Annotated in this window: 13 protein-coding genes; 10 read left to right on the plus strand and 3 right to left on the minus strand. The window is 73.6% G+C overall.

Annotation, left to right across the window (positions count from 1 at the left end; all coding sequences use genetic code 11):
* Window positions 1-9: 9 nt before the first annotated feature.
* From CUT44_RS30310 to CUT44_RS30335, 6 genes are all read left to right on the plus strand, one after another.
* A complete protein-coding gene (locus tag CUT44_RS30310) occupies window positions 10-651 on the plus strand; it encodes a (2Fe-2S)-binding protein (RefSeq protein ID WP_408646812.1) in 642 nt (213 codons plus the stop codon).
* Window positions 648-1631 (plus strand): FAD binding domain-containing protein, encoded by a 984-nt coding sequence (locus CUT44_RS30315; protein ID WP_100205118.1) that lies wholly within the window; start codon window positions 648-650, stop codon window positions 1629-1631. The genes CUT44_RS30310 and CUT44_RS30315 overlap by 4 nt, the downstream gene beginning before the upstream one ends.
* Entirely contained in the window at window positions 1628-3829 is a 2202-nt protein-coding gene (locus CUT44_RS30320) for a xanthine dehydrogenase family protein molybdopterin-binding subunit (RefSeq protein ID WP_100205119.1), read from the plus strand. The genes CUT44_RS30315 and CUT44_RS30320 overlap by 4 nt, the downstream gene beginning before the upstream one ends.
* Window positions 3829-5001 (plus strand): XdhC family protein, encoded by a 1173-nt coding sequence (locus CUT44_RS30325; RefSeq protein ID WP_100205120.1) that lies wholly within the window; start codon window positions 3829-3831, stop codon window positions 4999-5001. The genes CUT44_RS30320 and CUT44_RS30325 overlap by 1 nt, the downstream gene beginning before the upstream one ends.
* 124 nt (window positions 5002-5125) lie before the next feature.
* Complete coding sequence (gene npdG, locus CUT44_RS30330; RefSeq protein ID WP_100205121.1) at window positions 5126-5863, plus strand: NADPH-dependent F420 reductase; 738 nt, start codon at window positions 5126-5128, stop codon at window positions 5861-5863.
* A 304-nt stretch (window positions 5864-6167) separates the two neighbouring features.
* Window positions 6168-6383: a hypothetical protein gene (locus CUT44_RS30335; protein WP_100205122.1), complete on the plus strand. Its 216-nt coding sequence runs from the start codon at window positions 6168-6170 to the stop codon at window positions 6381-6383.
* Here CUT44_RS30335 and CUT44_RS30340 read toward each other — a convergent pair.
* The 3 genes from CUT44_RS30340 to panB all read right to left on the minus strand — a co-directional run bounded on the left by CUT44_RS30340 (window position 6370) and on the right by panB (window position 8430).
* Window positions 6370-7167 (minus strand): site-2 protease family protein, encoded by a 798-nt coding sequence (locus CUT44_RS30340; RefSeq protein ID WP_100205123.1) that lies wholly within the window; start codon window positions 7165-7167, stop codon window positions 6370-6372. The two genes, CUT44_RS30335 and CUT44_RS30340, sit on opposite strands and share 14 nt — an antisense overlap.
* Entirely contained in the window at window positions 7164-7445 is a 282-nt protein-coding gene (locus tag CUT44_RS34990; RefSeq protein WP_408646814.1) for a hypothetical protein, read from the minus strand. The genes CUT44_RS30340 and CUT44_RS34990 overlap by 4 nt, the downstream gene beginning before the upstream one ends.
* 121 nt (window positions 7446-7566) lie before the next feature.
* Window positions 7567-8430 (minus strand): 3-methyl-2-oxobutanoate hydroxymethyltransferase, encoded by an 864-nt coding sequence (gene panB, locus CUT44_RS30350; protein WP_100205124.1) that lies wholly within the window; start codon window positions 8428-8430, stop codon window positions 7567-7569.
* 200 nt (window positions 8431-8630) lie between these two features.
* Between panB and CUT44_RS30355 the strand changes: the two genes are divergently transcribed.
* From CUT44_RS30355 to CUT44_RS30370, 4 genes are all read left to right on the plus strand, one after another.
* Window positions 8631-10331 carry an MFS transporter gene (locus CUT44_RS30355; RefSeq protein ID WP_100205125.1) on the plus strand — a complete coding sequence of 567 codons (1701 nt, stop codon included), beginning with the start codon at window positions 8631-8633 and terminating at the stop codon, window positions 10329-10331.
* Window positions 10328-10984: a TetR/AcrR family transcriptional regulator gene (locus tag CUT44_RS30360; protein WP_100205126.1), complete on the plus strand. Its 657-nt coding sequence runs from the start codon at window positions 10328-10330 to the stop codon at window positions 10982-10984. The genes CUT44_RS30355 and CUT44_RS30360 overlap by 4 nt, the downstream gene beginning before the upstream one ends.
* 285 nt (window positions 10985-11269) lie before the next feature.
* Complete coding sequence (locus CUT44_RS30365) at window positions 11270-12334, plus strand: endonuclease/exonuclease/phosphatase family protein (protein WP_100205127.1); 1065 nt, start codon at window positions 11270-11272, stop codon at window positions 12332-12334.
* 210 nt (window positions 12335-12544) lie between these two features.
* Window positions 12545-13819, plus strand: coding sequence for an MFS transporter (locus CUT44_RS30370; RefSeq protein ID WP_100205128.1), 1275 nt, complete (start codon window positions 12545-12547; stop codon window positions 13817-13819).
* Window positions 13820-13880 lie beyond the last annotated feature (61 nt).

The raw sequence follows: 13880 nt of genomic DNA on the forward strand, positions 1-13880 counted from the left end.
GAGAATCCCGTGAGCGAAGCACCACCGGAAGGCGGGGCTTCCCCGCCCGGACGGACGCGCCGCGGCGTCCTCAAGGCCGGCGGTGTGACCGCGGCCGCGCTGATGGCCCCCGGCGCCGCGGCGGCGCCCGCGCTCGGCGCCGCCGCCGGGGACGGAGCGGCCGCCGGACCGGCCGCGGACATCACCCTCCATGTCAACGGCCGGGCCCGTCGGCTCACCGTCGAGGCCCGGGTCACCCTCCTGGACGCGCTGCGCGAGCACCTGGAGCTGACGGGGACGAAGAAGGGCTGCGACCGCGGCGAGTGCGGCGCCTGCACCGTCCTGGTCGAGGGGCGCCGCGTCAAGTCCTGCCTGACCCTGGCCGTCATGGAGGACGGCAGGGAGGTCACCACCGTCGAGGGCCTGGCCCGCGGCGACCGGCTGCATCCCGTGCAGGAGGCGTTCGTCCGGCGCGACGCCTTCCAGTGCGGTTTCTGCACACCGGGGCAGATCATGTCCGCCGTCGCCTGTGTCGAGGAGGGCCACACCGGATCCGACACGGAGATCCGCGAGTGGATGAGCGGCAACCTCTGCCGCTGCGGCTGCTACCCGAACATCGTCGACGCGGTGCGCGACGCCGCGAAGGAGAGCGGGAAAGGGGGCCGGCGGTGAAGTCCTTCGACTACCTGCGCGTCTCGCGGGCCTCCGCCGCCGTGGGTGCGGTCGCCGCACGCCCCCAAGGCTCGTTCGTCGCGGGCGGCACGGAACTGCTGAACCTCATGAAGGACGAGGCACTCGCCCCCGACCTCGTCGTGGACGTCAACGGCCTGCCCCTGTCGGAGATCGCCCTGCGCGACGGACGGCTGAGCATCGGGGCCACGGCGCGGATGGGGGACGTCGCCGACCATCCGGTAGTCCGCGAGAGATTCCCAGTCCTGGCCGAGGCCCTGCTCGCCTCCGCCTCCCCACAGATCCGCAACCGGGCCTCCATCGGCGGAAACCTGATGCAGCGCACCCGCTGCTGGTACTACCGGGATCCGGGCTCCCCCTGCAACCGGCGCGACCCGGGCAGCGGATGCCCCGCCCTGGACGGGCAGAACCGCTGGCACGCCGTCCTCGGCGGCAGCGGCCACTGCATCGCCGTCCACCCCTCCGACCTGGCGGTCGCACTGCGCGCGCTGGACGCCACCGTCCACATCCTGGGGCCGCGGGGCCGGCGGTCCCTGTCCCTCGACGACCTCTACCGCCTCCCCGGTGCCACCCCGCACCGGGAGACCGCCCTGCGGCACGGCGAACTGATCACCGGCGTCGAGCTTCCCATTACCCCACTGGCCCGTTCCTCCCGGTATCTCAAGCTCCGCGACCGTGCCAGTTTCGAGTTCGCGGTGGTCTCGGTGGCCGCGGCACTCACCATGCGCGGGCGCACCGTGACCGGCGTCCGGCTCGCGTTCGGCGGCATCGCCCCCCGGCCGTGGCACTCGCCCGCGGCGGAGGAGGCGCTGCGCGGCCGTGCCCTGACCGACCGGGCCGTTCGCGAGGCCGGCCGGGCCCTGGTGCGGGGCGCGGAACCGCGCGAGCACAACGCCTTCAAGATCGAGCTGGTGCAGCGCGCACTCGCCGACATCCTCGACGACCTCGGAGGCAGGCGATGAGCCGGATCGTGGGCAGCCCGGTCCCGCGGGTCGACGGGCGCGCCAAGGTGACCGGCGCGGCCCGCTACGCCGCCGACGCCCGTGTCCGCGGGGCGGCGCACGGGTTCCTGGTGACGAGCACCGTCGCGACGGGCCGCATCACCCGCATCGACACCCGGGAGGCCCGACGCGCCCCCGGAGTGGTCGCCGTCCTGACCCATCTGACCATGCCCCGCCTGACCCGGCCCGCCTCACCCGGTGCGGCCTTCCTCAAACGGGTGCTTCCCCTGCAGGATGCGGAGATCCACCACAGCGGCCAGCCCGTGGCGTACGTCGTGGCCGAGACGCTGGAACAGGCCCAGCACGCGGCGACGCTCGTGGACGTCGCCTACGACGCGGGACATCCCCGGGTCGTCCTCGCCGACGGCATGGACGACGCCTATGTGCCGCCGCGCGGTCTGCGAGGCGAGAACGAGATCTCCCGCGGCGACCCGGCCGCGGGCATGGCGGAGGCCGACGTCAGGATCGAGGCCGAGTACACCAGCCCCATGCACCACCACAATCCCATCGAGCCGTCCACGACGACCGCCGTCTGGGAGGGCGACCGGGTCACGCTGTACGAGTCGGCCCAGGGAGCCAACGCCACCAGGGCGGCCGTCGCGGAGGCCACCGGCGTCCCCGTGGCGGACGTCCGCGTGCTCTCCCCCTACCTGGGCGGAGGGTTCGGCGGCAAGGGGCCGGTATGGCCGCACACCGTACTCACCGCGGCCGTCGCCCGGGAGGTGGGGCGCCCGGTCAAACTGGTGCTGTCGCGTGCCCACACCTACACCTCCAACGGCCACCGGGCCGAGGCCCACCAGCGCATCAGGCTCGGAGCCAGGAGGGACGGCACGCTCACCGCCGTCGAACACATCACCACCCAGCAGGTCTCCCGCACCGAGGAGGAGATCTTCTCCACCAGCGAGTCCACCCGGATGCTCTACGCCTGCCCCAACGTGCACGTCGTGCAGCGGGCCGTCCGCCTCGACCTGCCTGCGCCGAGCTTCATGAGGTCCCCGGAGGCCGTCGCCTCCCATGCCCTGGAGACGGCCCTGGACGAGCTGAGCGACGCCCTCGGGATGGACCCGGTCGAACTGCGGGTGCGCAACCACACCCGCGACAACCCCGAGACAGGTGAGCCCTTCGGCAGCAAGCACCTCCTGGAGTGCTACCGCCGCGGCGCGGCCGCGTTCGGCTGGGACCGGCGCGACCCCCGGCCCGGCTCGATGCGCGACGGCGGCACCCTGACCGGCTGGGGCATGGCCACGGCGGCCCACACGGCGGGCGGGCGGCCGGGAGCCGGGGCCCGCGTCGTGCTGTCCACGGAGGGCAGGGCCGTGGTCCAGGTGTCCACCCACGACATCGGCACCGGCACCTACACGGTGATGACCCAGCTGGCGGCCCAGGTCCTGGGCCTGCCCCTGGAAGACGTCACCTTCCAGCTCGGCGACACCGACTTCCCCTTCGCCTTCATCTCCGCGGCGTCGGCCACCGTCCCCGGCGTCGGCGGCGCCGTCAACCGGACCTGCACCCGGGTCCGGCGGGCGTTGACCGAGATCGCCGTCGCGGACGTGCGCTCCCCGCTGCACGGCGTCCCCGCGGAGCGGATCAGCGTCGAGGACGGGCAGCTCTTCGTCACCGACGAGCCCCGGCGCCGCACCGGGGTGCGCACGGTCCTGCGCCGCCACGGCAGGCCCGTGGAGATCACCACCGAGCCCGGCTCCATGGCCCCGGGCTACTCCACCGGCGCCGTCTTCGCCGAGGTGCGCGTCGACCCCCGGCTCGGACAGGTCCGGGTGACCCGCATGCTCGGGGCGTTCGACGCGGGCCGGGTGCTCAACCGCAGGACGATCCGCAGCCAGGCCGTCGGCGGCTTCGTGTGGGCCGTCGGCTTCACCCTCAGCGAGCACACCCTGGCCGACCCGGGCCTGGGGCGGATCGTCAACCCCAACCTCTCCGGTTATCTGGTGCCGGTGAACGCCGACATACCCGAGGTCCAGGCGATCTTCGTGGACGAACCCGACCCGACCAGCGAAGCACTTGGAGCGCGCGGTTTCGGGGAGACCCCGATGACGGGCATGACGGCGGCCATCGCCAACGCCGTCCATCACGCCACCGGGGCGCGCATCCGTGACCTGCCCATCACCCAGGACAAGATCCTCCGGGTCCTGGAGCGGTGATGGACCGCACACGGCACCGGACATGGCACGAACTTCACCGGCTGTGGGAGGCCGGTGAGGCGGCCGGGCTCGCCACGGTCGTGTCGACCTTCGGCTCCGCCCCCCGCCCACCGGGCTCGACCATGCTCGTCACCCCGGACGGGCAGACCGTCGGCAGCGTGTCGGGCGGCTGCGTGGAGGGCGCGGTGTACGACCTGGCCCGGCAGGCGATCCGGGACGGCACCGCCGTGCTCGAACGGTACGGCGTGAGCGATGACGCCGCCGCCGCGGTCGGCCTGACCTGCGGCGGCACGATCGAGGTGCTCGTCGAGCGCGTCGACCGGGAGACCTTTCCCGAACTCGGCGTCCTTGTGGACCGGATGCGCGCGGGGACGGCCGTCGCCCTGGCCACCATCCTCGACGGTGATCAGGAGGGCGGGGGCGGGGACGAGAGTGAGGGCGGGGGCGGGGGCCGCCGTCTGGTCTGCTGGGCGGGCGGGACGGCCGGCGGTACCGGCCGCCGCGCTCCCGACGCGCGGATCACCGGGGCCGCCCGCCGTCTGCTGGCGCGGGGCCGCAGTGGGACGGTCCGCCCCGGGGACGGACCGCGGGTCTTCGTCAACTGCCTGGTGCCGCCGCCCCGCATGCTGGTCTACGGAGCCGGTGAGTTCGGTGCGGCCCTGGTCCGGCAGGGGAGCCTGCTCGGCTACCGGGTCACGCTCTGCGACGCCCGCCCCGTGTTCACCGTCCCCGAGCGGTTCCCGGAGGCGGACGAGGTGGTCGTGGACTGGCCGCACCGTCATCTCGCCGGGCAGGTGGCGGCGGGCCGCACCGACCCCCGCACCGTGGTCGTCTCGCTGACGCACGACCCGAAGTTCGAAATCCCTCTGCTGCGGACCGCCCTGCGGCTGGAGCTGGCCTATGTCGGTGCTCTGGGCTCCCGCCGCACCGTCGAGCGCCGCGCGGCGGCGCTGCGGGCCGCGGGGCTGGCGGACGAGCAGCTGAGCCGGCTGAACTCCCCGGTGGGGCTCGACCTGGGCGGCACCGATCCGGCGGAGACGGCCGTGTCCATCGCCGCGGAGATCGTCCTCCTCCGGCACGGCGGCCGGGGCGCCCGACTGTCCGGCACCACCGGCCCGATCCATGCGGAGGGCCGGGAGCCGGTCCGGGGGGTGGTCGGCACGGCCTCCTGACGAGTGCGGCGGGTGGGGTGCGGGAGGGTGGGCGCGGGGTGCGACGGGGTGGCGGAGACGGGTGAGGGGCGTGTCACTACTCCCCGGTAACAGGTGTCCGGCCCGGGACTGGCAGGATCGGGGCATGACTTCGAACGACGTATCCGCACAGACCACCGGTGCCGCCCAGGACGCAGCGAAGAAGGCGCCCGCCAAGGACCCCTGGGAGCTGCCGGACGTCTCCGGCCTGGTGGTCGGTGTCCTGGGCGGCACCGGCGACCAGGGGCGCGGCCTGGCGTACCGGCTGGCCCGGGCCGGGCAGAAGGTGATCATCGGCTCGCGGGCCGCCGAACGGGCCCGGGCCGCCGCGCAGGAGCTGGGGCTCGGCGTGGAGGGCGCGGACAACGCCGAGTGCGCGCGCCGCAGCGATGTGGTGATCGTCGCGGTGCCCTGGGAGGGGCACGCCGCCACTCTGGAGGGCCTGCGGGAGGAACTGGCGGGCAAGCTCGTCGTGGACTGTGTCAACCCGCTCGGTTTCGACAAGAAGGGCGCCTACGCCCTGAAGCCGGAGGAGGGCAGCGCCGCCGAGCAGGCCGCCGCGCTGCTGCCCGGCTCCCGGGTGACCGCCGCCTTCCACCACCTGTCGGCCGTGCTGCTGCAGGACCCGGAGGTCGAGGAGATCGAGACCGATGTGATGGTGCTGGGGGAGGTGCGGGCCGACTGCGAGATCGTGCAGGCGCTGGCGGGGCTCGTTCCGGGGATGCGCGGGGTCTTCGCGGGGCGGCTGCGCAACGCGCACCAGGTGGAGTCGCTCGTGGCGAACCTGATCTCGGTGAACCGGCGGTACAAGGCGCACGCGGGGGTGCGGCTGACGGACGTCTGAGCGGGTGCGGGTTGGGTGGGTGGTGGGGTCGGGGCCGGTCCGGGGCGACCATTCCGGACGGTACGATTCACGGCCGTTGACGTGCCACGTGTCCTCGCCCACTCATTGGCCGCAAATCGCACTTGAGTGTCCGGAACGGCCGCCCCTCCCCGCCCCCTCCCGCCGTCCCCCGACTGCGGGTCGGTTCCGGTGCGGGGTCCTCGCCATCGGGCCGGATCCCTCGTTGCCCGGTCGCGGGCCGGACGGGCGCGTGGGGGACAATGGGGGTGTCGTACCACCGCTCGTACCGTCTGGAGCCCGCCCCATGGCCCCCAAGCCCCGGCTGTCCCTGTTCGCCCTGGTCGTCTGCGGCCTCGCCCTCGTCGCCGCGGTGGTGTCCTTCGCCAAGGGCAGCTGGCCGGTGGGGGTCCTCTGGATCCTGATGGCCGGACTGGCGTCCAACATGGCCTGGTACTACGTGCGGCGCGCCAGGCTGGAGCAGGCCGCGGCCAGGGCGAACGACGGCCTCAGCCGGGAATGACGACGAACTCGGGCTCGCCCTCCCAGAAGCGGAAGTACTCCAGGCCGAGGCGGGTCTCCGACTCGGAGACGCCCAGTGCCGACATGACCGAGTCGATGCCGTCCCAGAACACGGCGTTGACCTCCGGGATCCACAGGCAGGCGAAGACCGCGATCAGGCCGACGGGCGCGAACGGCTCCACCTGGCGGCGGACCTTGTGTGACAGCCACGGTTCCAGGACGCCGTAGCCGTCCAGGCCGGGCACCGGCAGGAAGTTCAGGATCGCGGCCGTGACCTGGAGCATCGCCAGGAACGCCAGCGCGCAGCGGAACGCCACCGGCGCGCCGTCGAGCAGGCCCAGCCAGAAGGGCGCGGTGAGCACCAGGGCCAGGACCGCGTTCGTCAGGGGGCCCGCGGCGGAGATCAGGCTGTGCTTGACCCGGCCCCGGATGCGGTGACGCTCGATGAACACCGCGCCGCCGGGCAGGCCGATCCCGCCCAGGATCACGAACAGCACGGGCAGCACGATGCTCAGCAGGGCGTGGGTGTACTTGAACGGGTTGAGCGTGAGGTAGCCCTTGGCCCCGATGGAGATGTCGCCGCCGTGCAGCGCGGTACGCGCGTGCGCGTACTCGTGCAGACACAGCGAGACGATCCAGGCGGAGGTGACGAAGAGGAACACCGCGAAACCGGGATGGGCGGCGAAGTCCGCCCACACTCCCCAGGCCGACACCCCCGCCACAGCGAGAAGTCCCAGGAATATGGGGCTGATCCGTCTGCCGCTGTGGGTGTGCGTCGCGCTCATGGGCCCTGACCGTACCGGACGGCCGGGACACGGCCGACGGGGGAGGGAGACAACGGCCCGGTGCGCTGTCGATACGAGCTGCCGGGGACCGTACGGGTACCGCGCGGGGACGGCGCCGCCGTGCCGGCGGAACGGATGTGGGGGACGTGCCGGAACCCGCCGGTCCGCAGGGTGTGGCCGCCGACCCGGGCCTTCAGCTCGGTCACCCCGCCGCCGGCGACCACCCTGCCCCGGGCGACGACGGCCGGCTCGTCGGCGAGCCGCTCGGCCTCTTCCATGTGCTGGGTGGTGAGCAGCACCCGCGGGCGGCCGACGAGGGAGGCGGCCAGGGCCGGACGGCGGCCCGCCGACGGGCGGGGAGCCGTCGGCGGGCCGCCGGTGGACCGGCCGGGTGGCGGATCAGTGGAAGGAGTGCTCCTCGGCCGGGAAGGCGCCGCCGACCACGTCCTGCGCGAACTCCTTCGCCGCGCCGCCCAGCGCCTCGCGCAGTTCGGCGTACCGCTTGACGAAGCGCGGCAGCCGGCCGGAGGTGAGGCCCGCCATGTCCGTCCAGACCAGGACCTGCGCGTCGCACTCGGCACCGGCGCCGATCCCGACGGTCGGGATGTGCAGGGAGCGGGTGACCTCGGCGGCCAGTTCGGCCGGGACCATCTCCAGGACGACCGCGAAGGCACCCGCGTCCTGGGCGGCCTTGGCGTCGTGCAGCAGCCGGTGGGCCGCCTCGTCGCCGCGGCCCTGGACGTAGTAGCCGCCCAGCGCGTTGACCGACTGCGGGGTCAGGCCGAGGTGGGCCATCACCGGGACGCCCGCCTGGACGAGCAGTTCGGTCTGGGGCAGCGAGCGCTCGCCGCCCTCCAGCTTCACCGCGCCCACCCCGGCCTCCTTCACCAGCCGGGTGGCGTTGCGCAGGGCCTGTGCCGGGCCCTCCTGGTACGCCCCGAAGGGCAGGTCGGCGACGACCAGTGCCCGCCGGGTGCCGCGGACGACGGCGGCGGAGAGCACGGCCATCTCGTCCATGGTGACGGGCACGGTGGTCTCGTAGCCGAGGTGGCAGTTGCCCGCCGAGTCCCCGACGAGGAGGACGGGTATGCCCGCCTCGTCGAAGACGGACGCGGTCATCGCGTCGTACGCGGTGAGCATGGGCCACTTCTCGCCGCGCTCCTTGGCGGCGGCCAGATCCCGCACGGTGATGCGCCGCTGCTGTGTTCCGCCGTACAGCGCCCTGGGATTGCTGCTGTCGGAGGCCTGCTGGACATGCGTCATTGCACTGGCTCCTGTGATGTCGTCTCGAGGCGCCCTCGCGGCGTCCCCGGATCCGTCTCCATGGTGCACCCGGTGAACACGCCGGGAAAGGGGAGGACGGGGAATCGTTTCGTCTCACAGCCATGTGCCGCGGCGGGCCCGGGCCGGACTTCTTTACGATACGAGACGGTCTCGTATCGTAATTCGGCTACACTGCCCGCATGACCACAGCCAGGCCCGCGACCGCGCGGCCCCCGGTACCCGAAGCCGTCCACCGCCGCCGCTGGGCGATCCTGGCCGTGCTGATGCTCAGCCTGCTGATCGTGGTGCTGGACAACTCGATCCTCAACGTCGCGATGAAGACCATCGCGACCCCCGACCCCGTCGGCCTCGGCGCCACCCACAGCCAGCTGGAGTGGGCGATCAACTCCTACACGCTGGTCTTCGCCGGGCTGCTGTTCACCTCCGGCCTGCTGGGCGACCGGTGGGGGCGCAAGAAGGTGATGATGTTCGGCCTGGCCGTGTTCGGCGCCGCCTCGGCGCTCGCGGGAATGGCCGACTCGCCCGGCGAGCTGATCGCCTTCCGCGCCCTGATGGGCTTCGGCGCGGCCTTCGTGATGCCCGCCACCCTGGCCATCCTGATGAACGTCTTCGACCGCGACGAACAGCCCAAGGCCATAGGCGTCTGGGCCGCGGGCGTCGGGCTGGCCATCGCCATCGGGCCCATCACCGGCGGGCTGCTCCTGGAGCACTTCTGGTGGGGCTCGGTGTTCATGATCAACGTGCCCATCGTGCTGCTCGCGCTGGCCGCCATGGCGCTGCTGGTGCCCGAGTCGAGGGACCCCGCCCCCGGCCGGATGGATCCCCTGGGCGTGCTGCTCTCGGTCGTCGGCCTGGTGCTGCTGGTCTACGGCATCATCACGGGCGGCCGGCTCGCCGACTTCACCGATCCCGAGGTGCTGCTGACGGTGGGCGCCGGCCTGGCCGTCCTGGCCGGCTTCGTACTCCACGAGAAGCGCAGCGAACACCCGGCCCTGGACGTCCGGTGGTTCCGCAACCCCGCCTTCTCGGCCGCCGTCACCGCCCTCGCGCTGGTCTTCTTCGCGCTGATGGGCGTCACGTTCTTCATGGTCTTCTACCTCCAGAGCGTGCGCGGCTTCACCCCGCTCCAGACCGGACTGCTGCTGATCCCGCTCGCCGCCGCCCAGCTGTTCTTCGCGCCCCGGGCCCGGCTGGTCGTGGACCGCTTCGGCGCCCGCGCGACCTGTGCGGGCGGCCTGCTGACGATCGCCGCCACCATGACCGCGTTCCTGCTGCTGGACGGGGACACCCCGATCTGGGTACTGGAACTGGTCTTCTTCTTCCAGGGCGCGGGGATGGCGCACATCGCGCCGCCGGTCACCGTCACGGTCATGCAGGCGCTGCCGCGGGAGAAGGCGGGCTCCGGCTCGGCCGTCAACAACATCTTCCGGCAGGTCGGCGGCGCGCTGGGCGTCGCGGTGCTCGGCTCGCTGCTCTCCGCCTCCTACCGCGGGCGGATCGACGGCGAGCTGGCCGCCGTGCCGGGCCTGTCGCGGGACGCGCGCCACGCGGCGGGCGAGTCCATCGAGAGCACCCTGGCACTGGCGGACGGACTGGGCCCGGCGGGGCGGGCCCTGGCCGGGCGGGCGGACGAGGCGTTCGTCCACGCCATGCACGTCACGGCCGTCACCGGGGCCGCCGTCGTCCTGCTCGGCGCGGTCGTCGCCGTGTTCTTCCTCCCCGGCAGGCGACCGGAGGAGCGGGCCGGGACCGGCGCGGCCGGCGCGGAGGCGCCGGGCGACGGCGGTGCCGGTGTGGTGGGCGCGCGTACCGGTGGTGCGGGCGCGGGTGGCGGGAAGGACGGCGACCGGGAGCCGGGGGCGGGGGAGGCGGAACGGTGACCGGGACGGAAGCCGGTGTCAGTGCCGGTGCCGGTGCCGCCGCCGACGCGGGGCGCGGCCGGCCGCGCAGCGCCGCCGTCGACCGGGCGATCGTCGACGCCGTACTGCGCCTGCTGGAGCGGGGCACCGGCGTCGACGCGCTCTCCATGGAGGGCATCGCCCGCGAGGCGGGCGTCGGCAAGGCCACCGTCTACCGTCGCTGGCCCGGCAAGGACGCCCTGCTGCTCGAGGTCATGCGCGCCCTGGACGAACCCGTGACCGAGCTGTCGGGGAAGTCCGTCCGGGACGACCTGGTGGAGATCCTGGAATGGCTGCGGCGGCGGGGCCTGGCCAGACGGGGCTCCGCGCTGCTGCGCACCGTGATGGGCCACTTCCACAGCCACCCGCGGCTGTGGCAGGTGTATCACGACACCGTGGTCCGTGCCCGGCACGAGCAACTGTACGCGGTGCTGCGGCGCGGCATGGAGTGCGGTGAGATCCGCTCCGACCTGGACGTGGAGCTGCTCGGTGACCTCTTCCTCGGGCCGATGCTGGCCCGGGCGATGCTGCGTGCGGGGCCGGTCGGGAAGCGCGGCGGGAAGGACGATCTGCCCGAAGGGCTGGCGGAGCGGATCGTGGACGGGATCCTGGAGGGCGCCCGGCCGCGGGGGTGAGGCGGGACCGCCGTATGCCGACGGTGCGCCGGTGCCTGCCCCGCGGTTGTCCGCACTGCCGGAATGTGCGCGTTTCGTTACAGTGGCGGGACGCTGCCGGAGGATCAGGAACCCTTCACCTGGGCGCGGTCGTCCTGGGGACGTGTCCGCGTGCGGGGCGCCGGGGCCCTCCTCCGGAGCGGGCCGGGCATGCGCGCGGCGCGGACAGGGCCGGCCGCCCCCGTTCCGGACCGGGGGGCGGCCCGCGGCAACGGCAAGTGGCAAGCGGCAAGTGAGGGACGGCGAATGGCACGGGCGCACACGACGACGGAGGCGGAGTCCCGGACGGAGCAGGACGGAGCGGGCCGGGAGTCCGGTGCCGGCCCGGCCGCCACCGCACGCCGGGTCCTGCGCGGGGCCGCCCGGCTGGGCGGCGAGGGCAGGTGGCGGCGCGGCTGGGTACTGGCCCTGATCGCGGTGCTGGCCGCGGCGCTGATGCTCCTGCACTCCCGGGTGCCCAACCGGATCGGCAATCTGGGCAGCCTGCTGGAGACGTTCCTGCCGTGGGTGGGGCTGGTCTTCCCGGTGCTCCTCCTCCTGGCCCTGCTGCGCCGCTCGGCCACCGCGCTCGTCGCGCTGCTGGTGCCCGTGCTGGTCTGGGTGGGCATGTTCGGCGACCTGCTGGTCGACCGTCGGGGCACGGGCGGCGACCTGACGGTCGTCACCCACAACGTCAACGCCCAGAACCCCGACCCGGCGGGCACGGCCCGGCTGCTCGCGGAGAGCGGCGCCGACGTGGTGGCGCTGCAGGAGCTGCCGAAGCGGATGCTGGTGCGGTACGAGACGGTGCTGGGGGAGGTGTACCCCCACCACACCGTGCAGGGCACGGTCGGGCTGTGGAGCAGGTACCCGATCGGCGAGGCCCGGCCGGTGAACATCGGGGTCGGCTGGACCAGGGCGATGCGCGCGACCGTGACCACGCCGCAGGGTGCCGTCGCCTTCTACGGGGCGCATCTGCCGTCGGTGCGGGTGAAGTTCGAGGCCGGGTTCACCGCCCGTCAGCGCGACGTGGCCGCCGATCTGCTGGGCGAGGCCATCGCGGGGGAGCGGATCGAGCGGGTGATGCTGCTCGGCGACCTCAACGGGACGATGAACGACCGGGCGCTGGCGTCCGTCACCTCCCAGCTGCGCTCCACACAGGGCGCGGCGGGCAACGGCTTCGGGTTCAGCTGGCCCGCCTCGTTCCCGCTGGCCAGGATCGACCAGATCATGGTGCGGGGGGTGGAGCCGGTGTCCTCGTGGACCCTGCCGCCGACCACCAGCGACCATCTGCCGCTGGCGGCGTCGGTGCGCTGGGAAGCGGAGCGGTAGGGCCGGCCGGGCCGGAGCCGGCCGGGTCGGGGAGGACGTCCGCGGACGCCCGGGTTAACGGGCGTCCGCTGCCCGTAGCACGCCTGTCACCTTTTTGTTTTGCAGCGGAACAAAAAGCCTGACAGGCTTGTTCGTGTTCGGAGCACACCTGGTTCCGTTCTCAGCGGTCTCAGCTTCCCGCGCCCACCCTCGCGTCGAAAGGCCCCTCCCATGCCCCTGGCCCTGCTGGCCCTCTCGGTCGCGGCCTTCGGGATCGGCACCACCGAGTTCGTCATGATGGGCTTGCTGCCCAATGTCGCGGACGACCTGGGTGTCTCCGTACCCACCGCCGGCCACCTCGTCTCCGCCTACGCCATCGGTGTCGTCATCGGCGCCCCGCTCCTGGCCGCCGTCGGCGTCCGCGTCCCGCGCAGGCGGATGCTGATCGCGCTGATGGGCCTGTTCACCATCGGCAACCTCGCCACCGCCCTCGCCCCCGGATACGGCACCCTGCTGGCCGGAAGGGTGCTGGCCGGGCTGCCGCACGGCGCGTTCTTCGGCGTCGGCGCGGTGGTGGCCGCCCGGCTGGCCCGGGAGGGGCGGGCGGCGCGGGCGGTGGCCACGATGTTCCTGGGGCTGACCGTCGCCAACATCGTCGGTGTCCCGCTCGGTACGGCGCTGGGGCAGCAGCTGGGCTGGCGTGCCACGTTCCTGGTCGTCACGGTGATCGGGCTGGTGGCGATGGGGGCGCTGGCGGTACTGGTGCCGTACCTGCCGCTGGAGCGGCGGGACGGCGGTGCCGGTGCCGGTGGTGAACTGCGGCGGGAGCTGCGGGCACTGGGCGACCGTCAGGTGCTGCTCGGACTGCTGACCGCCGTGTTCGGATTCGCGGGCGTCTTCGCCCTCTACAGCTACCTGGCGTCGATGGTCACCGAGGTCACGGGACTTGCCGATTCGTCGGTGACGGTGGTGCTGGCGCTGTTCGGCGTCGGCATGACGCTGGGTGCGCTGGCGGCTGGTCCGCTGACCGACCGGGCGCTGCGGCCCACGCTGTACGGGGCGCTGGGAGCGCTGGCCCTGGTGCTGGTGGCCTTCCGGTTCACGGTGCACGTGCCGTGGGCGGCACTGGTGACCGTGGTGGTGATCGGCGCGGTGGGGTTCATGACCACCACGCCGCTGCAGATGCTGGTGATGGAGAAGGCGCGGCACGCGCCCACGCTCGCCGCGGCCTCCAACCACTCCGCCTTCAACCTGGCCAACGCCGGTGGTGCCTGGGCCGGTGGTACCGCCATCGCGGCGGGCTGGGGCTGGACCTCGCCGACCCTGGTGGGCGCGGCGCTGGCGGTCGTCGGACTGGCGGTCGCCGTGCTGGCGGGGGTGCTGGACGGACGAGGGGCGTCGGTGCGGGGCTCGGCTTCGGTGCGGCGGTCGCGGGTGGTCGCCCGCGGCGGCGAGGCCGGTGCCGGTGTGCGGGCCGGCGCCGCGGACGGTGCCGGGGTCCGCTGATCCCGGGCCCCGTGTCCTGTGTCCCGTGTCCGTGCCCTGGGCCCGGGGTTCGCGGGGTGCG

This window comes from Streptomyces carminius (assembly GCF_002794255.1).
Classification (GTDB): Bacteria; Actinomycetota; Actinomycetes; order Streptomycetales; family Streptomycetaceae; genus Streptomyces; species Streptomyces carminius.